The 17,864-nt window shown below is 69.5% G+C and carries 16 protein-coding genes; 13 read left to right on the forward strand and 3 right to left on the reverse strand.

The annotated features are described in order from the left end of the window. Nucleotides 1-61 precede the first annotated feature (61 nt). From mtrA to hpf, 5 genes are all read left to right on the forward strand, one after another. Nucleotides 62-742: an MtrAB system response regulator MtrA gene (mtrA, locus tag B0B14_RS15325; RefSeq protein WP_076683418.1), complete on the forward strand. Its 681-nt coding sequence runs from the start codon at nucleotides 62-64 to the stop codon at nucleotides 740-742. A gap of 7 nt (nucleotides 743-749) precedes the next feature. Next, on the forward strand, nucleotides 750-2,444 hold the full coding sequence (gene mtrB, locus B0B14_RS15330) for an MtrAB system histidine kinase MtrB (protein WP_076683420.1): 1,695 nt from the start codon (nucleotides 750-752) through the stop codon (nucleotides 2,442-2,444). Beyond that, complete coding sequence (locus tag B0B14_RS15335) at nucleotides 2,441-4,123, forward strand: LpqB family beta-propeller domain-containing protein (protein WP_076683422.1); 1,683 nt, start codon at nucleotides 2,441-2,443, stop codon at nucleotides 4,121-4,123. Before mtrB ends, B0B14_RS15335 begins: the two co-directional genes overlap by 4 nt. Nucleotides 4,124-4,214: 91 nt before the next feature. Continuing rightward, nucleotides 4,215-4,874 (forward strand): ComF family protein, encoded by a 660-nt coding sequence (locus B0B14_RS15340; protein ID WP_076683678.1) that lies wholly within the window; start codon nucleotides 4,215-4,217, stop codon nucleotides 4,872-4,874. A 121-nt stretch (nucleotides 4,875-4,995) separates the two neighbouring features. Then, nucleotides 4,996-5,655 carry a ribosome hibernation-promoting factor, HPF/YfiA family gene (gene hpf, locus B0B14_RS15345; RefSeq protein ID WP_076683424.1) on the forward strand — a complete coding sequence of 220 codons (660 nt, stop codon included), beginning with the start codon at nucleotides 4,996-4,998 and terminating at the stop codon, nucleotides 5,653-5,655. 69 nt (nucleotides 5,656-5,724) lie between these two features. On the opposite strand, the gene B0B14_RS15350 is transcribed toward hpf, so the two are convergent. The 3 genes from B0B14_RS15350 to B0B14_RS15360 all read right to left on the reverse strand — a co-directional run bounded on the left by B0B14_RS15350 (nucleotide 5,725) and on the right by B0B14_RS15360 (nucleotide 9,620). After that, nucleotides 5,725-7,080 carry a hypothetical protein gene (locus B0B14_RS15350; RefSeq protein WP_076683426.1) on the reverse strand — a complete coding sequence of 452 codons (1,356 nt, stop codon included), beginning with the start codon at nucleotides 7,078-7,080 and terminating at the stop codon, nucleotides 5,725-5,727. A gap of 76 nt (nucleotides 7,081-7,156) precedes the next feature. Beyond that, a complete protein-coding gene (locus B0B14_RS15355; RefSeq protein WP_076683680.1) occupies nucleotides 7,157-8,899 on the reverse strand; it encodes a DEAD/DEAH box helicase in 1,743 nt (580 codons plus the stop codon). A gap of 124 nt (nucleotides 8,900-9,023) precedes the next feature. Beyond that, nucleotides 9,024-9,620: a PadR family transcriptional regulator gene (locus B0B14_RS15360; protein ID WP_076683428.1), complete on the reverse strand. Its 597-nt coding sequence runs from the start codon at nucleotides 9,618-9,620 to the stop codon at nucleotides 9,024-9,026. A 234-nt stretch (nucleotides 9,621-9,854) separates the two neighbouring features. On the opposite strand from B0B14_RS15360, the gene secA reads away from it, so the two are divergent. From secA to B0B14_RS15400, 8 genes are all read left to right on the forward strand, one after another. Next, on the forward strand, nucleotides 9,855-12,659 hold the full coding sequence (gene secA, locus B0B14_RS15365; RefSeq protein WP_076683431.1) for a preprotein translocase subunit SecA: 2,805 nt from the start codon (nucleotides 9,855-9,857) through the stop codon (nucleotides 12,657-12,659). A 35-nt stretch (nucleotides 12,660-12,694) separates the two neighbouring features. Beyond that, a complete protein-coding gene (locus B0B14_RS15370; RefSeq protein WP_076683433.1) occupies nucleotides 12,695-13,306 on the forward strand; it encodes a hypothetical protein in 612 nt (203 codons plus the stop codon). 165 nt (nucleotides 13,307-13,471) lie between these two features. Further along, nucleotides 13,472-13,810 carry a hypothetical protein gene (locus B0B14_RS15375; RefSeq protein ID WP_076683435.1) on the forward strand — a complete coding sequence of 113 codons (339 nt, stop codon included), beginning with the start codon at nucleotides 13,472-13,474 and terminating at the stop codon, nucleotides 13,808-13,810. Nucleotides 13,811-13,844: 34 nt separating this feature from the next. Next, the gene (locus B0B14_RS15380) at nucleotides 13,845-14,153 is read left to right on the forward strand and encodes a pore-forming ESAT-6 family protein (protein WP_076683437.1); all 309 of its coding nucleotides are present in this window, start codon (nucleotides 13,845-13,847) and stop codon (nucleotides 14,151-14,153) included. A gap of 76 nt (nucleotides 14,154-14,229) precedes the next feature. After that, on the forward strand, nucleotides 14,230-14,574 hold the full coding sequence (locus tag B0B14_RS15385) for a DUF6507 family protein (protein WP_076683439.1): 345 nt from the start codon (nucleotides 14,230-14,232) through the stop codon (nucleotides 14,572-14,574). A 13-nt stretch (nucleotides 14,575-14,587) separates the two neighbouring features. Beyond that, the gene (locus B0B14_RS15390; protein WP_076683441.1) at nucleotides 14,588-16,726 is read left to right on the forward strand and encodes a hypothetical protein; all 2,139 of its coding nucleotides are present in this window, start codon (nucleotides 14,588-14,590) and stop codon (nucleotides 16,724-16,726) included. 4 nt (nucleotides 16,727-16,730) lie between these two features. After that, a complete protein-coding gene (locus B0B14_RS15395; RefSeq protein ID WP_076683443.1) occupies nucleotides 16,731-17,249 on the forward strand; it encodes a DUF6301 family protein in 519 nt (172 codons plus the stop codon). 93 nt (nucleotides 17,250-17,342) lie between these two features. Then, nucleotides 17,343-17,864 (forward strand): DUF6301 family protein, encoded by a 522-nt coding sequence (locus B0B14_RS15400; RefSeq protein WP_143733742.1) that lies wholly within the window; start codon nucleotides 17,343-17,345, stop codon nucleotides 17,862-17,864.

Below are 17,864 nucleotides of genomic sequence, written 5' to 3' on the forward strand. Positions count from 1 at the left end.
GGGCGATGCGCACGCGCACGCCTCGCCTGTGGCCGGAGCAAGAAGGACGAACCCGCTGCCCATGACTTCACGCATCCTGGTGGTCGACGATGACACCGCGCTCGCCGAGATGATCGGCATCGTGCTCCGTACGGAGGGATTCGACACCGTCTTCTGCGCCGACGGCGCGCAGGCCGTCGACGTCTGGCGCACGGAGCGCCCCGATCTCGTGCTGCTCGACCTCATGCTCCCGGGGATGGACGGCATCGAGATCTGCACCCGCATCCGCACGGAGTCGGGGGTCCCGATCATCATGCTGACCGCGCGCACCGACACGGCCGACGTCGTCAAGGGACTCGAATCCGGAGCAGACGACTACATCGTCAAGCCCTTCAATCCGAAGGAGCTCGTCGCCCGCATCCGCACGCGCATGCGACCCGCCACGCAGACGGCGAACGACGTCCTCCGCATCGGCGACCTCACGGTCGACGTGGCAGCTCACGAAGTCCGCCGCGCCGACGCCGTCATCGCCTTGACGCCGCTCGAGTTCGAACTGCTCGTCGCGCTCGCCTCCAAGCCGCAGCAGGTGTTCTCCCGCGAGATGCTGCTCGAGCAGGTGTGGGGCTACCACTACAAGGCCGACACGCGCCTGGTCAACGTGCACGTGCAGCGGCTCCGGGCCAAGGTCGAGCTCGACCCCGACAACCCCAAGATCGTGACGACGGTGCGCGGCGTCGGCTACCGCGCCGGCGCCGTCGTCTGAGGATGCCGTGGCCGACGCGCGCACCGCGACCGGCGCCGTCCGCACCCCTCTGACCGGATGGCGCGACTGGCGCACCTGGCCGGGGAACGTCGCGGCGCTGTGGCGGCGCTCACTGCGCTTCCGGACGATCGTGGTGACCGTCACCCTCTCGGCGTTCGCGATCATGGTGGCCTGCGCGTGGATGGCCCTCGCGATCCACAACGACCTGTTCGAGTCGCGCCTGAGCCAGGTCGAGCGCGACGCGCAGCAGGCGACGCAGGCCGCCCAGGCCACGCTCGACGCGGCCGCCGTCGAGGGTGACGCCGTGCAGCTGCAGATCCTGTGGAGCGGCGTGCAGCAGATCATCGGGCAGCAGTCCGAGAGCGACCTGATCGCCGCGTTCCGCATCGACCGGTCGCCGTCGCAGATCGCCCCGCAGGATGTCTACTCCCTCGACGAGTCGCTCATCTCCGACGGGCTGCGCGACGCGGTGGAGAGCGAGCAGGGCGCGACGAAGCAGTACTGGCAGTCCGTCGATCTCGCCGGGGCGACGGGGGAGCGCCCCGGCATCCTGGTCGGCCAGCAGCTCGACGTGCCGGATGTCGGCGCGTACGCGCTCTACATCGCCTACGACCTCGACGCGTCCTCGCAGACGCTCGCGTTCGTGCAGGGCACTCTGTGGGTGGTGGGGATCGGTCTGGTGCTGCTCATCGGCGGGATCGCGTGGTTCGTGCTCCGCTCCGTCACGCGACCGATCGGCGAGGCGGCCGACACCAGCGCGCGCCTGGCGGCCGGCCAGCTCGGCGTGCGCCTTCCCGTGCGGGGCGAGGATGAGCTCGCCACCCTGGGTCGCTCGTTCAACGCGATGGCCGGCAGCATCGAGTCGCAGATCAAGGAGCTCGCCGAGCTGTCGCTCGTGCAGCAGCGGTTCGTGTCGGATGTCTCGCACGAACTCCGCACGCCGCTGACGACGATCCGTCTCGCCTCCGACATGATCAACGACCAGCGTGACGACTTCGACCCCGCGACGGCGCGGGCCGCAGAGCTCCTCCAAGCCCAGGTGCAGCGGTTCGAGACCCTGCTCACCGACCTGCTCGAGATCAGCCGCTACGACGCGGGTTCGGTGCAGCTCGAGCTCGAGCCGACGAGTCTCGCGCACCTCGCCGAAGACGTCGTGGCCTCGATGCAGCAGGTCGCGGAGCAGCACGGCACCGACGTGCGGGTCGTCGCTCCCGGGGGATATTCCCCCGTCGACATGGACCCCCGGCGCGTACGGCGCATCGTGCGCAATCTGCTCGGCAACGCGATCGAGCACGGCGAGGGCCGTCCCATCGTCGTGACCGTCGACAGCGACCAGCAGGCCGTGGCGATCGGCGTCCGCGACTTCGGCCTCGGGATGCGGCCGGGAGACGCCGAGCGCGTGTTCGACCGCTTCTGGCGCGCCGATCCGTCGCGCAAGCGCACCCTCGGCGGCACGGGTCTGGGCCTCTCGATCGCGCTCGGCGACGCGCGTCTCCACGGCGGCGAGCTGGCGGTGTGGTCGGAGGTGGGCCGCGGATCGCATTTCGTGCTGACGCTGCCCCGCCACGGTGGCGTGCTGACGGCGCCGTCGCCGATCCCGGTCGACCCGGGTCAGGATGACGTCTCCGGCGTCGGCGCGCTAGACCTCACCCAGCCCATCGAGCTCCCGCGTACGATCTCGAAGAGGGGGGCCCGCTCATGAAGCGCATGCGCGGAGTCCTGGTCGTGATCGTGGCAGGCGTGCTCGCGCTCACCGGCTGCGCGGGATTCCCCGTGACCGGCCAGGTCCAGAACGGCCTCGAGCCCGGTGACAGCGCGGGCGGCCCGGACTTCGCCGTCCGCCCCGACAGCCCGCAGCCCGGAGCGACCCCCGAGCAGATCGTCAACGGCTTCCTCCGTGCCGGCTCGGGCCCCGGGACGCTCCAGACCTGGAGCGTCGCACGCGAGTTCCTCGCCCCGGGCACCGAGTGGGACCCTCAGGTGAGCGTCACGATCGACGCCCCGGGGGAGCGCTCAGCGCCGATCGTCATGGACGACGGCGGCCATGTCGAGCTGACGATCGCTCCCGTCGCGGTCGTCGACGCCGCGGGCGCCTACGGTCCGTCGGATGCCGGGACGAGCCGACTCACGTTCGAGCTCGAGCAGGTCGAGGGCGAGTGGCGCATCACGCAGGCCCCCGACGGCATCGTGCTCGACAGCAACCAGTTCCCCACGGTGTTCCGCCCGTACTCGCTGCAGTACTTCGATCCCACCTGGACGTACCTCGTGCCGGATGTGCGGTGGTTCACGAGGTCGAACGTGCGGGCGCAGATCGCCGAAGCGCTGGTCGAGGGCGAACCCAGCCCGTGGCTCGCGCAGTCGGTGACGTCGGCGTTCCCCGAAGGGGCCGCGCTCGCTCAGCGATCGGTCCCGCTCCTCGACGGCGTGGCGCAGGTCGAGCTCACCCCGCTCGCGCTCGAGGCCGACTCCGTCACGCGCGACCGCATGCAGACCCAGCTCGTCGCGAGCCTCGCCTCCGCCGGCGTCGGCGGCGTGCAGATGTCGGTCGACCGGACCCTCGTCGAGGCGCAGGAGGTCGAGACCCGCTCGACACGGGTCGCCGCGCTGCCGCTCGTGCTCACGGATACCGGATTCGGATTCCTCGCAGGGGAGGAGCTCACCCCCGTGGAGGGCCTGTCGGAGACCATGGTCTCCCTCGCGGCGGTCGCCATCCAGACCTCGCCTGAGCGCGACGCCGCCGCTGTGCGTCTCGCCGGCGGTGAGGTGGGACGCGTCACCGCGGAGGAGGGCTTCGTCGCGCTCGATGTGCGCACGGGCCTCGTGGACCCTTCGATCGACCCGTTCGGCTTCGTGTGGAGTGCGCCGCACACCGCCCCATCCGATCTGTCCGCCTTCGGGCCGGACGGCACGCGCGTCGACATCCTCAACGCCTTCCCCACCGCCACCCAGCTCACCGCGATGTCGGTGTCGCACGACGGCGCCCGCATCGCCGCGCTCGTCACGAGCGGCGGGCGCACGTCGGCCTGGATCGCCGGCATCGTGCGCGACGCCGACGGCGTGCCGCAGAGCCTGAGCGACGTCGCGCTCCTCGTCGGCTGGGCGCCGGGCGTCGGGCAGGGCATCGCGTGGATCGACGACGTGACGCTGGGCGTGCTCGCGGTCACCGGCGAGGAGTCGCGGGTGCTCGAGCAGACGGTGGGAGGCCCGGCGATCTCCACGACCGGCGAATCCAACGCGACCTCGATCGCCGGAGGCAACACGACGTCGCCGGTGCGGCTGCGCACGAGCGACGGCGGCCTGCTGATCAAGCGTGGGGCCAACTGGCAGCGCACCGCCTCCGACATCCGCGTGCTGGCGACGCAGCAGGGCCTCCCGCAGTAGCGCTCCTCCCCAGAGGGTCCTCCGGGACCGTCCTCGCGCAGATCGTGACGGATGCCTCGGTTCGGCGCGCCTCGGCGGCATGCTCGTCGGCATGGCCGCCGAGCACTCCGTCATGTCACTCGTCGCGCGGGCGTGCGCCGACGCCCTCGCGCTGCTCCTCCCCGTCGACTGCGCCGGGTGCGGCCTCCCGGACGCTGCTCTCTGCGACGCGTGCATGTCCGCTCTCGGGCCGACCGTCGTCCGCCGCGACGTGGACGGACTCGCCGTGTACGCGGGTCTGTCGTTCGACGGGGTGTGCGCCCGCGTCGTCCGGGCGTTGAAGGGCGACGGCCGCACCGGACTCGCCCGCGCCCTCGCCCCGGCGCTGCGCGCGGCGGCGGCCGCCGTCGGCGACGTCGACACGGTGGTCGTCGTCCCGACCGCGCGCGCGGCGTTCCGACGACGCGGCTACCGCGTCGCCGACCTCCTCGCGCGTCGTGCAGGGCTGCGCCCCGCACCGTTCCTGCGCATCGTGCGCGCCACGGCCGACCAGCGCGGACTGGCGCGCGACGCCCGCAGACGCAATGTCGCGGCGTCGCTGCGCGCCCGCGACGCGACCGGACGCCGCGTCCTGCTGGTCGACGACGTCGTGACCACGGGCGCGACGCTCGCGGAGGCCGCACGCGCCCTGCGGGAAGCCGGAGCGGTCGTCGTGGGCGCCGCGGTCGTCGCGGCGACGCCGTCGCGCCGAGGCGGTAGCGCACCCGGGTGACGTATCGGTGACACATGTGAAACTGCCAGGTGTATCTGGGGCGTGCGACCACTAGCGTGGAGAGCACAAGGCGACTGATGGTCCGCCCTTGACCGGGCGGACCGGAACAAGGAGGTCAGGGATGGATACCAACATCGTCGGCGTGGGAGTGGGCATCACGGATCGCTTCCGTTCGGTGGTTGACGAGAAGTCCACTCGGATCGCGACTCTCGCGCCGCGTGCGCAGGGCCTCGACGTGAAAGTGACGCACCGGGCCTATCACAACGGGCGGATAGAGGACGATACGGTCGAGCTCACGCTCACCGGCAAGGGTCCGATCATCCGCGCCGAGGCGACCGACGGCGACAAGTTCACGGCCCTCGATCTGGCCGTCGACAAGCTCGCGGAGCAGGTGCGTCGCGCGAAGGACAAGCGCATCGACGCGCGCAACCACCCCCGGGGTGCCCGCCTCGACAAGGAGAGCGGTTCGCTCTCGGGAATCGACGTGACACCGGCATCCGTCGAGGTGCTGCGCGCCGTCGCGACCGGCGAGGTCCCGATCATCACGGGCAACGAAGACGAAGCGGACTACACGCCCGTCGTCATCCGCACGAAGGAGTTCGGGCCGGAGTGGATGACGGTCGAAGAAGCCGTCGACCGCATGGAACTGGTCGGACACGACTTCTTCCTGTTCATCGACGTCCGCAGCGACCACCCGAGCGTCGTGTACCGCCGCAAGGGCTGGGACTACGGCGTGATCTCCCTCACGACCCAGGCGAACCCCGCCGAACTCGCGTCCTGATCGCAGACTCCGGATGCCCCGACCCGCGTGGGTCGGGGCATCCGTCGTTCTGCCAAAGGGAGCGCGATGTCAGTCGAACATGCCGTCCAGGAGCGAGCCGATCACGAGGCCGCCGAGGATGCCTCCCATGAGGCCGTTGCCACCGCCGTCGTTGCCGCGCCCGCCGCGACCGCCCCAGCCCTGACCGCCGCCCCAGTCTCCGCCGCCCTGCTGCGGGCGGGACGCGTCGATGTCGCGCTGCGCGAGCTGCAGGCACTCGTTCGCGAGGAACGCCACCCGCCGTGCCCGTGTGATCGCCTCCTCGCGCTTCTCCTCCGGAACCGTCGATCCGCCCATCGAGGCGCGCTGGCCGAGGAAGGCATCGAGGTCGGAGCGGACGCGCTCCGCCTCGGCGAGGCGGGTGCGCGCGTCGGCGCCGATCCAGCCCCGGTGCCCGGCGAGCACGTCGCGGGCGATCGCGAGCTGCTGGTCGGCGTCGTCGATCGCGTGGCGCACGTGCTCGACGGGGATGACGGGGCGGGAGGCGTGCTCGCGCGCCGTGTCGAGGGCGGTGTTCGCTTCGCGCAGCCGGGTGAGATGTGTGAACGGGTCGGTGTTGACTCCGCCCGCCGGCAGCGCGGCGAGAGCGGCGCGCAGGGCCGTCGCGGCCTCGACGACGGCCGGAGTCTGGGGCACGTCCTTGGCCTCGACGAGGTCGTTGCGGGAGTCGACGATGATCGCGGCGAGCGTGGACTCCGCCTTGAGCGCCTCGATCTCGTAGTTCTCGACGGCGTCGAGGAGCGCTTCGGCCCGGCGCACGGACTCCGTCGCAGCCTCGAGCGCGAGGTTGGCCTGGTCGCGCTGTCCGGCGTCGCGCCGCCGCTCCGACACGCCTGCGCTGTGCTCGGCGAAGCCGAGGAGCTGCTCGGCCTCGGCCGGGTTCGACGAAACCTGCGTGAGCGCTTCGGGTGAATAGCGGGCGGCCAGGCGCGTGAGGGTGTCACGGGCGGTGGGGATGCGCTCGCGCCAGCGCGCGGCATCCCGTCGCACCGCTTCGAGGATCTCGGGAGCGCGGCGCGCCCGGGCGATCGGCTCGGCGAGGGCCTCGGTGCGATCGTCGAGCAGCTGCTCGGCCCACTCGCACAGCTGCACGATGCGGGCGTTGCGGGTGCGCAGCTCCTCGTCGGTGTCGGGGATCTCGTCGTGGTTGAGCTGGTGGAGGTGGAACGCCTCGCCCATGTGCTCCTTGACGGCCGCGAGGGCGTCGCGCAGATCCTTCGTGGGGCCGGGACCCAGTTCCGCGTCGGCGAAGGCGAGTTCGTCCGTCGTCACGCGGATGCGCTCATCCGCCGCGACGAGCGCCTTCTGCGCGCGTCGAGCGAGATCGGCGTCCTGGACCGCGAGATCCTCGCGCTCCTTCTTGCGATTGCCCCAAAAGCCAGCCATGCATCGATCCTATGGACTGCTGCTCGGAGGGCGCTGTGCGCGGAGTGCGCCGTGAGCGATCACGCCCGCCAGGGTCTCAGTCCCGGGAGGTGCCGTGGCGGGGCTTGCGGGACGCGCGGTCGCCCTGCGGCGGCCGGTCGTCGAACGACCGGCGCTGGGGAGCGCCGGTGTCGGGTCGGATCTCGATCAGGCGCCCCGAGATCCGCGTGTCGGCGAGGCGGTCGAGCGATTCCTGCGGGAGGTTCGCCGGCAGTTCGACGAGCGAGAAGTCGGGGCGGATCTGGATCGATCCGAAGTCGCCGCGGCTGAAGCCGCCCTCGTTGGCCAGGGCGCCGACGATCTGGCGGGGCTCGACACGGTGGCGCTTGCCGACGGCGATGCGGTAGGTCGCGAACCGGCCGTTGCCCGACCGCGGGCGGCGCTCGCCGCGGTCGCCGTCGCCGCGGGCACCGCGATCGGACGTGGAGGATCGCGGACCGCGCTCCTCGTGCGGGCGGCGCTCCGGCTCGGCATCCGGCTCGAGCAGCAGCGGCGACTCGCCCTGGGCCACGACGGCGAGGGCGGCGGCGACATCGACCTCGGGAACGTCGTTGTGCTCGACGTAGTGCGCGATGATGTCGCGGAACCGCTCGATCCGTGCCGTGTCGCCGAGCGCCTCGGTGATGCGGTCGTCGAAGCGGGCGAGTCGCGTGACGTTGACCTCGTCGACGCTCGGAAGCTGCATCTGCGTCAGCGGCTGGCGCGTGGCGCGCTCGATCGAGGTGATGAGTCCCCGCTCGCGCGGAGTGACGAAGCTGATCGCGTCGCCCGAGCGTCCGGCGCGGCCGGTGCGGCCGATGCGGTGCACGTACGACTCCGGGTCGGTGGGGATGTCGAAGTTGACGACGTGCGAGATGCGCTCGACGTCGAGGCCGCGGGCCGCGACATCCGTCGCCACCAGGATGTCGAGCTTGCCCGACTTCAGCTGGTTGACGGTGCGCTCCCGCTGCACCTGGGCGATGTCGCCGTTGATGGCGGCGGCGGAGTACCCGCGCGCACGGAGCTTCTCGGCGACCTCCTCGGTGGCGCTCTTGGTGCGCGCGAAGACGATCATGCCTTCGAAGTTCTCGACTTCGAGGATGCGGGTCAGCGCATCGATCTTCTGCTGCCACTGCACGATCAGGTAGCGCTGGGAGATCGTCGCCGAGGTCGTGGTCTTGGCCTTGACCGTGATCTCCTCGGGGTCGTGGAGGTACTGCTTCGACATGCGACGGATCGCGGCCGGCATCGTCGCGGAGAAGAGGGCCACCTGCTTGGTGGCGGGGGTGTCGGCGAGGATCGTCTCGACATCCTCGGCGAAGCCCATCTTGAGCATCTCGTCGGCCTCGTCGAGCACGAGGTACTTCAGCTCGGACAGGTCGAGCGTGCCCTTGTCGAGGTGGTCCATGATGCGACCGGGCGTGCCGACGATCACGTGCACGCCGCGGCGGAGGGCGGACAGCTGCACGCCGTATCCCTGACCGCCGTAGACGGGGAGCACGTGGACCCCCTTCACGTGGGACGCGTACTTCTCGAACGCCTCGCAGACCTGCAGTGCGAGCTCGCGCGTGGGTGCGAGCACCAGGGCCTGCGGGGTCTTCTGCGTCACGTCGAGCCGGTCGAGGATCGGCAGTGCGAACGCGGCGGTCTTGCCGGTTCCGGTCTGTGCGAGACCCACGACGTCCCGCCCCGCGAGGAGGGTCGGGATGGTCGCCGCCTGGATCGCGGACGGCGTCTCGTATCCGACGTCGCGCAGGGCCTTGAGGACGTGTTCGCCCAGTCCGAGGTCGGCGAACGTCATCGCGGCGGGCTCGACGGGAGCCTCGACATCGACGGGGGCATCGTGGGAAGTCACGCTTCAGGTTAGTGCGTACCGCCTGGGAGGCGACAGGATGCCTCTCCGCCCGCCGCGAGAGGCTCCGGTGTCACGCGGAGGCGACGGATGCCGCGGCCGGCCGCCCGCGCCGGGGGCGGTCCGTCGACAGCGGAAGGCTCCGCTCCTGCAGCGGATGCTGCGAGAGCCGGTGCGCGGTGTGGTCGAGCCACCGCACCTCGGCCTCTGCCGCGAAGATCATCGAATCCGCGACCAGCGAGCGGGCCAGGTCGGCGGCGTCCGCGTCGTCATCGCCGCGTGCGCGGCGGAGTCGTTCGAGCGTCGCGACCGACGTCGCACGCTGCGTGCCGATGACCTCCGCCACGTCGACGCCGGGGAGCGTCGCCGCGACGGCGAGCTTGATCGCGAGCTCGTCCCGTGTGCCCGGGCCTCGTCGGACGGGGGCGGCGAGCCACGCGGCGACGTCGGCGCGTCCGGCATCCGTGATCCGCCAGTAGACGTGGCCCTGCTCGTCGACATCGCCCTTCGCGACCAGTCCGTCGCGTTCGAGCCTGTCGAGCGTGTTGTAGATCTGCCCGACGTTCAGCGGCCAGGTCGATCCGGTCCTGCGGTCGAACTCCGCCCGCAGCTGGTAGCCGTAGCACGCGCCCTGGTCGAGGATCGCGAGCAGACTCTGCCGTACCGACATGGGACTCCTGACGAGATCCGGATAAGTGATTACCGAGTATATGCATACCCGGTATGTCTTCTCGTCGCCGCGCGGGGCCCCGCAGGGGAGGCGGGCTTCCTCCTCCAGCGGACACAGCGCGTTCCAAGGTCACGGGCGGATAACATGTGTGAGGTATGCCCGTAGCCGGTGCGCTTCTGCGCGCGCGGACGGCACGGCGCTCGCAGCGCCGCCCCTGACAGATGGAGACACTCCGTGGCCAATCCTCTCGAGAAACTGCTCCGCGCCGGCGAGGGTCGCATCCTCCGGCGTCTGCAGCAGGTCGTGAAGGCTGTCAACGCCCTCGAAGAGGACTACGCCCAGCTCACCGACGACGAGCTGCGCAACGAGACCGTCGAGCTGCGCGCCCGCCACGAGGCCGGTGCGACGCTCGACCAGCTGATGCCCGAGGCGTTCGCCGCCGTCCGCGAGGCGGCCAAGCGCACGATCGGACAGCGCCCGTACGACGTGCAGGTCATGGGCGGAGCGGCCCTGCACCTCGGGAACATCGCCGAGATGAAGACCGGTGAGGGCAAGACCCTGACAGCGACCTTCGCCGTCTACCTCAACGCGATCGCCGGCAAGGGCGTCCACGTCATCACGGTCAACGACTTCCTCGCGAGCTATCAGGCCGATCTCATGGGCCGCGTGTACCGGGCGCTCGGGATGTCGACCGGCACCATCGTGGCCGGGCAGACCCCCGAGGTGCGTCGCGAGCAGTACAACGCCGACATCACCTACGGCACGAACAACGAGTTCGGCTTCGACTACCTCCGCGACAACATGGCGTGGCGCAAGGAGGACCTCGTGCAGCGCGAGCACTTCTTCGCCATCGTCGACGAGGTCGACTCGATCCTCATCGACGAGGCCCGCACGCCGCTGATCATCTCGGGACCGTCGTCGGGCGAGGCCAACCGCTGGTTCGTCGAGTTCGCGAAGATCGCGAAGACCCTCGAGCCCGGCGTCGACTACGAGGTCGACGAGAAGAAGCGCACGATCGGCGTGCTCGAACCCGGCATCGAGAAGGTCGAGGACTACCTCGGCATCGACAACCTCTACGAGTCGGCCAACACTCCTCTCATCTCGTTCCTCAACAACTCGATCAAGGCGCTGGCCCTGTTCAAGCGCGACACCGACTACGTCGTGATGAACGACGAGGTCATGATCGTCGACGAGCACACCGGCCGCATCCTCGTCGGACGCCGCTACAACGAGGGCATCCACCAGGCCATCGAGGCCAAGGAGGCGGTGCCGGTCAAGGCCGAGAACCAGACCCTCGCCACCGTCACGCTGCAGAACTACTTCCGCCTCTACGACAAGCTCTCGGGCATGACCGGTACCGCCGAGACCGAGGCGGCCGAGTTCATGTCGACCTACAAGCTCGGCGTGGTCCCGATCCCCACCAACAAGCCCATGATCCGCAAGGACCAGGCCGACCTCGTGTACAAGAACGAGCAGGCCAAGTTCGCGCAGGTCGTCGAAGACATCGTCGAGCGCCACAAGTCCGGTCAGCCGGTGCTCGTGGGCACGGTCAGCGTCGAGAAGAGCGAGTACCTCTCGCGCCTGCTGGCGAAGAAGGGCATCAAGCACGAGGTCCTCAACGCGAAGAACCACGCGCGCGAGGCCGAGATCGTCGCCCGCGCCGGCCGCCTCGGCGCCGTCACCGTCGCCACGAACATGGCCGGTCGAGGCACCGACGTCATGCTCGGCGGCAACTCCGAGTTCCTCGCCGTGCAGGAGATGAAGGCCAAGGGCCTCGATCCCGTCGAGACGCCGGAGGAGTACGAGGCCGAGTGGGATGCCGTATACCAGGCCACCCGCGACGTCGTCGCCGAGGAGGCCGCCCAGGTCGTGGCCGCCGGCGGACTGTACGTGCTGGGCACGGAGCGGCACGAGTCGCGTCGCATCGACAACCAGCTCCGCGGTCGTTCCGGTCGTCAGGGCGACCCCGGTGAGAGCCGGTTCTACCTGTCGCTCACCGACGACCTCATGCGACTGTTCCAGTCCGGCGCCGCCGAGGCGATCCTGGCGCGCACGAACTTCCCCGACGACGTCGCCATCGAGTCGACCATGGTGTCGCGGGCCATCAAGAGCGCCCAGTCGCAGGTCGAAGGACGCAACGCCGAGATCCGCAAGAACGTCCTCAAGTACGACGACGTGCTCAACCGCCAGCGCGAGGCGATCTACTCCGACCGTCGTCACATGCTCCAGGGCGATGACATCGCCGATCGCGTCCAGCACTTCATCGAGGATGCCGTCAACGCCGTCATCGACGACCACACCGGCTCGGGCCACACCGAGAGCTGGGACTTCGATGCGCTGTGGACCGAGCTGAAGACCATGTACCCGGTCAGCGTGACCATCGACGAGGTCGTCGCGGAGGCCGGCACGAAGGGCCGCATCACGCCCGAGGGCCTCAAGCGCGAGATCCTCTCGGACGCCAAGATCGCCTACCAGAAGCGCGAGCAGACGCTCGGCGAGGCCGCCACGCGCGAGCTCGAGCGTCGCGTCGTGCTGCAGGTGCTCGACCGCCGGTGGCGCGACCACCTCTACGAGATGGACTACCTCAAGGACGGCATCGGCCTGCGCGCGATGGCCCAGCGCGACCCGCTCATCGAGTACCAGCGCGAGGGGTACCAGATGTTCCAGTCGATGATGGGGCAGATCAAGGAGGAGTCGGTCGGCTACCTGTACAACCTCGAGGTCGAGGTGCGCCGCGCCGACGGAGAAGCCGCAGAGGTCGAGGCCAAGGGTCTCGCCGCGCCCGCTGTCGAAGCGCAGCGTCTGCAGTACTCCGCCGCGAACGACGCCGGCGAGGTCGAGGTGCGCAACGACCGCGGCCAGGTGCAGCGGGCGGCGACAGACAAGCTCCGCCAGGCCGCGACCGCGGCATCCGCTGCTCCCGCCGAGCCGCAGGAGGCGCCGCGCGGCGCCTTCGGACAGCGCACGGATGCCGCGGCGGCCCCCGCCGCCGCACCGCAGAACCGCGCTCAGCGTCGGGCGGGCGAGAAGAAGAAGTGAGCCGTACGCCGGCTGTGCCTCGGTTACTCTGAGGCATGGCCGGCGGTCCTCTCGTCTACCGATATCCGACGGCGCGTGCGACGACGATCGTCGGCGTGTCGGCCACGGCGGTCGCGCTCCTGGCGGCCCTGTTCGTCCCGTCGCGGGACGCGGCATCCTTCCTCCCTCTCGTGGCGGCGGGAGCCTGGATCGCCTGGGTGATGTGGGGGTACCCGTTCCTCCGGCTCGACGAGCGGGGGATCACGGTGCGCAACAGCTTCTCCACGGTCGAGATCCCGCTCACCGCGGTCGTCGAGATCACCGCCGGCTCCAAGCTCACGATCCGCACGGCCGATCACCGCACCTACATCCCCGTGGCAGCTCCGGGGAGCGGAGTCAGCTTCTTCTGGAGGGCGCAGCGGGCGAAGGACGCGTACGGCGATTCCATCGTGCCGATCAAGGGGGTGGATGCCCTGCGACTCGACGCGTTCCGCGAGCGCACGCCCGCGACCGTCATCGCCGACACGATCTCGCGCCGCATCGACCAGCTGGGCCCGCGTGCCGCCGGTCCGCGCTCGGTTCCGCCGCCGCGCGTCAACCGGGAGATCATCGTCGGCACGATGGTCGTGCTCAGCATCAGCGCGGCGCTCCTGCTCATCGTCCTGTGAGATCGATCCTGCCGCGCGACCGGGGATAAAATTAGTATTCCCTCACCGACTTGGCGCTCATCGCGACCGTTGCCTACGCTCGACACGGATCGACGCGCCGCACGACATCCGCGTCGCCGATCCGCAGGGGTCCATCGGGGCCTCTGCCGCCGATGAGGGGGAATCATGGCAACGAAGTTCGACATGGGCGCCGACACGCTGAGCGTTCTCAACAAGCAGACCTCGGTGCAGACCGACAACCTCGGCGCGCTCATCATGCAGCTGGCCCAGGCGTCCGAGCCCGTCGAGAAGTCCTTCCAGGGCCCGGCGCGCGCGGTCTTCGATCTCTTCCAGGCGAACGCCCGCGGACTCGCCAGCGAGATCAACCGTGCGCTCGGAGCGATCCTGCAGGGGTCGGTCGGCATGGACACCTCGGTGCAGCAGGGCGTGCAGGAGCAGGCCGACGCCACCCGCACCATCGACGGCAGCCAGGATTACACCGGCTTCTCCGGTCGCGCCGTCTGAACCCGTCGTCCACGAGACCCGAAGGAACGAGAACATGCCTCAGTCAGACCGCGTCGCATTCGACATCAACGACTCGCAGTCCGCGCAGACCAACTTCATCGCCGTGGCCACTCGCCTCGAGCAGCTCATCGCCGAGCGCGACAAGCAGGTGAAGACCGCCATGGCCGACGCCATCATCGACGGCGCCGACGCGACCTACCTCGCGAAGGAGCAGCGCTGGACCACGATCTCCGAGAACACGAAGAGCATCGTGCAGGCGCTCAAGCAGGCGATGACCGACAACGACGCTACGGCGCAGTCGGCTCTCTCCAAGGCGAAGGCGGCCGTCGACGCGATCGCGTAGACAGACGACGAGGGTCACGGCCCACCGCGTGCGGTGAGGCTGCGGCCCGACCTTCGCGCTGAGAAAGGGGGACGGCATGGGGTTCGACATCCAGTTCGACGCGGTCAAGACCATCCTGACCGCGGTCAAGACAGAGGCCACCGAGCTCTCGGACGGCATCGACGTCGACGCGCTCAACACCGACGTCGGCGCGTTGGGCGCGGCACCCGCGCCCGCGGTCGCCACGGCGGTCGCCGAGTTCCTCGAACTCGAGTCGCCGACCATCCAGAGCATCGGCAACAGGATCACCGCGTGTCTGGTGGGGGTGACGACCGTCGGCAACAGCTACGCGACCGCGAGCGACGAGATGCTGCAGACGATCCAGACGCAGGCCGTCAACGCCGCCGCGTCCGGAGACTTCGCGTACTTCGAGAGCGCGTGAGAGGCCTGACCGCATGACGAATCCCTCGGTCCCCGACATCAGCGCTCACCCGCTGAACAACATGAACACGGAGGCCATCGAGGCGGCCGCTGCCGCCATCGAGAGCCTCGGCACGACCATCAGCGACAACGGCACACAGGCCGCGGCCGCGTGGACGCCCATCACCGAGGCGTACAAGGGCCCGGGCGACGCCCAGTTGCTCGGCCTCATGACCCCCGTCGGCACGATGTCGACGAGCGTCGGCGAGCGCACGGCATCGGTCGCCCGCAGCCTGCGGACGTTCAAGGAGACCGCCGACGATATCAAGGCGTCGATGACGACGCTCAAAGCGGATCTCATCACTCACAAGGCCAACGTCAACGCCTTCGAACCGACCCAGACCGTCAGTCACGGCCGCGTTCCCCGCTCCTACGGCGCGCAGGACTGGTGGGACGACAGTTCGCTCAACAGCGAGAACGAACGCATCATGAAGGGCCTGAACGACGCGGTCGAGCGCATGCACGAGGCGGAGCGCACGTGCGCGAACGCCATCCGGGCGCTCAACTGCCTCGTTCCGCTGACGGCCGGCGGCGGCAGCTACGAAGAAGGACAGTACGGGGTCGACACGATCCCGCACGAGACGGAGACCCCGTGGGGCACGGCGTCGCCCGACGACGAGAACTGCGCCGAGGCCGCCGGAAGCTGGATCGTCAACGCCGGCAAGGACCTCGTGGGACTCGTCGGCATGCGCTGGGATGAAGACGGCGACTTCTCGTGGACGATGGACAACTTCCAGGAGACGTGGGCCGGGATGGCCACGCTCGTCTCCCGCAACCCCGAGACGGGCGAGTGGGGCGACTGGGGCGTCATGGGCGACAGCTGGCTCAGCGCCGTCAAGGACTTCATCGCCTACGACCGGTGGGGGGAGAACCCGCAGGGCGCGGCGACGGATGTCGTCCTCAACGTCGGCACGTCGTTCATCGCGGGTGCGGGCATCATCTCCAAGATCACCAAGCTCGGTCGACGCGGACACGTCGACGTCGACGTGGATGTCGACATCGACGCGGTCGACTTCGACATCCCCCGGATCGACCTCGACGTCGACATCGATGTGGATCTGGGGGACCTCGACCTCGACCTGGACTTCCCCGGCGACCGACCGGACCTGCCTGACTCCGACGGAGCGGACCGACCGGATCTCGTGGACCGTCCCGAGGGTGCGAACGTGCCCGAGGGTGCGGATCGCCCCGACGCTGCGGATCGCCCGGAAGGTGGCGCGGACGGCTCGCCGGACGGCGTGAACACGCCGGACGACGGCGTGAACACGCCGCATGACGGCTCTGACGGCTCCAACGACTCGGCCGACACTGACGGCAGCGGCGATCCTGCGTCGCCCATCGACCCGAACTCTCCGACCCGGACTCCTGCCAGCGATGTGGATCTCGTCTCGTCCGACGAGTTCCGTGATGCCGCGGCCGAGCATCAGACCGCCGTGCAGGACCGTCAGTCGGCGCGGGATGCCCGAGCCGATGCCGTCGCACGCCTCGACGAGCTGGGAATCCGGGTCGCGCCGAGCGATCTCAACGTCGGCTCCATCGACAAGACGATCGCCCGGCTCAGGGCCGACGTCACGAGCGACTTCGACTTGACGCCCGATCAGCTCGCCGAGCGGATCGAGGCGCTCAACGTGCTGCAGCGCACGGCGTGGGAGGATCGCGTCACGCTCACCGCGCAGGTGGATGCGTCCGAGCATTTGGGCGACGTCGCAGCGCAGGACGTCATCCACTCCCTGGACGCGGATGTCGTCGTCGACGGGCGGGGCGCTCCTTCCGGTCAGTTCGACCAGGTCGGGCTCACCCGCTCGGGTGACACGCTCATCGTGGCCGAGGCGAAGGGAGGATCCTCGACCCTCGGGAACGGCCGCAATGTCCACGGCGTGCAGGCCCTCCAAGGATCGACTGCCTACTTCAACGAGATCTTCCGGATCGATCCGCAGCTCCAGTCATACCTCGCCCAGAATCCTGACGTCGTGCGGGGGCTGATGGACGGCTCCATCGAGCTGCGGTATCTGCTCGTCACCGCCAAGACCGGGACGAGCGTCAAGATCGAGAACCTGGTGCTCGATCCCGCCGTCCTGCGACTCAGCCTGCCTGAACTCACCGGGATAGGCTGATCGCATGACCGTGAGCTACGCGACGATCGACGAAATGCGTGCGATCGTCGATGCCTTCGCTGCCCTGTCCTGGCCGGCACCGAAATCCGACGCCGTCGCCATCGGGGAGCGTCTCGGGTGGACGTTGCGGCTCGAACTCGAGAGTGGTCTGGAGTACGCGACCGCTCTGTCGTTCGGTCGCACGCCGGCGAGCATCCTGCTCGATGACGACCACCTCGCTCAGGCCACGATCCACGTTTCCTCGCGCATCGACGAGGACGATCCGGCGCAGGTGGCCGAGCTCGACCTCGCCTACGATGACGTTCGCTCGATTCTCACCGGCATCTTGGCCGATCCCGCCCGCACGCGTCGCGGCTCGAGTCCCAAGACGAGCTGGGACCTGTCCAACGGAGGCCGCCTGGCCGTCGCGCATCTCGGGTTCGTCGTGGCGATCATCGTCATTCAAGAGCGCTACGCGGCTGTGGAGCGCGCGGAAGAGCGACGTGGGGTGTCTGAGGACGAGTATCCCGGCTCGGAAGACTGATGGTCGACCCTGAGTGATGGTCGCCCCGGTACTGGTGTGCGCACGCGGTCGGGGAGACCTCGGCACGGCGGACGTTGTCGCCAGGTGGACTCGATGACCGTCGACCAGGCCACGATCGATGAGGTGCGGACGATCGTCGACATCTTTTCTGCCCTCACATGGCCTGCCCCGAAGGCGGAGATCTATCCGGTCGCTGAGTCCCTCGGGTGGACCTTGCGATCCGATCGCGAGAAGGGCGTGGACTGCATCGCGTCCTTCTCTTTCGGTCGGTCATTGGCCACCATCGCCTTGCTCCGCGGCATGATCTCGGAGATATCCGTCGCGGTGTCCTCACGAACCGACGAAGCCGATGAAGGGGATCGGAGATCCCTTGCCCTCGCCTACTCGGACACGCGATCCGTCGTGGAGGGAATCCTCGGCGAGCCTTCTCGAGTGCACCGCGGCACCTTCCCGAAGACGTCTTGGGATCTCGCCAGCGGAGGCCGACTGGCGGTTGCCCGTGTGAAGCGGGAGGTACTCCTGATCGTCATCCACGAGGAATTCGCCGACGTCGAGCGCTTCGAGGAGGCGCGCGGTATCCCGGGCGACCGCGGTCCCTTGGCGGACATCCCATGA

Source organism: Microbacterium sp. RU33B, from assembly GCF_900155915.1.
Classification (GTDB): Bacteria; Actinomycetota; Actinomycetes; order Actinomycetales; family Microbacteriaceae; genus Microbacterium.

Bases quoted from the DNA above. Each gene is read 5' to 3' on its own strand.
- mtrA (WP_076683418.1), top strand. From the start codon at position 62: ATGACTTCACGCATCCTGGTGGTCGACGATGACACCGCGCTCGCCGAG.
- B0B14_RS15335 (WP_076683422.1), top strand. From the start codon at position 2,441: ATGAAGCGCATGCGCGGAGTCCTGGTCGTGATCGTGGCAGGCGTGCTC.
- B0B14_RS15340 (WP_076683678.1), top strand. From the start codon at position 4,215: ATGGCCGCCGAGCACTCCGTCATGTCACTCGTCGCGCGGGCGTGCGCC.
- hpf (WP_076683424.1), top strand. From the start codon at position 4,996: ATGGATACCAACATCGTCGGCGTGGGAGTGGGCATCACGGATCGCTTC.
- B0B14_RS15350 (WP_076683426.1), bottom strand. From the start codon at position 7,080: ATGGCTGGCTTTTGGGGCAATCGCAAGAAGGAGCGCGAGGATCTCGCG.
- B0B14_RS15355 (WP_076683680.1), bottom strand. From the start codon at position 8,899: ATGACGTTCGCCGACCTCGGACTGGGCGAACACGTCCTCAAGGCCCTG.
- B0B14_RS15360 (WP_076683428.1), bottom strand. From the start codon at position 9,620: ATGTCGGTACGGCAGAGTCTGCTCGCGATCCTCGACCAGGGCGCGTGC.
- B0B14_RS15370 (WP_076683433.1), top strand. From the start codon at position 12,695: ATGGCCGGCGGTCCTCTCGTCTACCGATATCCGACGGCGCGTGCGACG.
- B0B14_RS15375 (WP_076683435.1), top strand. From the start codon at position 13,472: ATGGCAACGAAGTTCGACATGGGCGCCGACACGCTGAGCGTTCTCAAC.
- B0B14_RS15380 (WP_076683437.1), top strand. From the start codon at position 13,845: ATGCCTCAGTCAGACCGCGTCGCATTCGACATCAACGACTCGCAGTCC.
- B0B14_RS15385 (WP_076683439.1), top strand. From the start codon at position 14,230: ATGGGGTTCGACATCCAGTTCGACGCGGTCAAGACCATCCTGACCGCG.
- B0B14_RS15390 (WP_076683441.1), top strand. From the start codon at position 14,588: ATGACGAATCCCTCGGTCCCCGACATCAGCGCTCACCCGCTGAACAAC.
- B0B14_RS15395 (WP_076683443.1), top strand. From the start codon at position 16,731: ATGACCGTGAGCTACGCGACGATCGACGAAATGCGTGCGATCGTCGAT.
- B0B14_RS15400 (WP_143733742.1), top strand. From the start codon at position 17,343: ATGACCGTCGACCAGGCCACGATCGATGAGGTGCGGACGATCGTCGAC.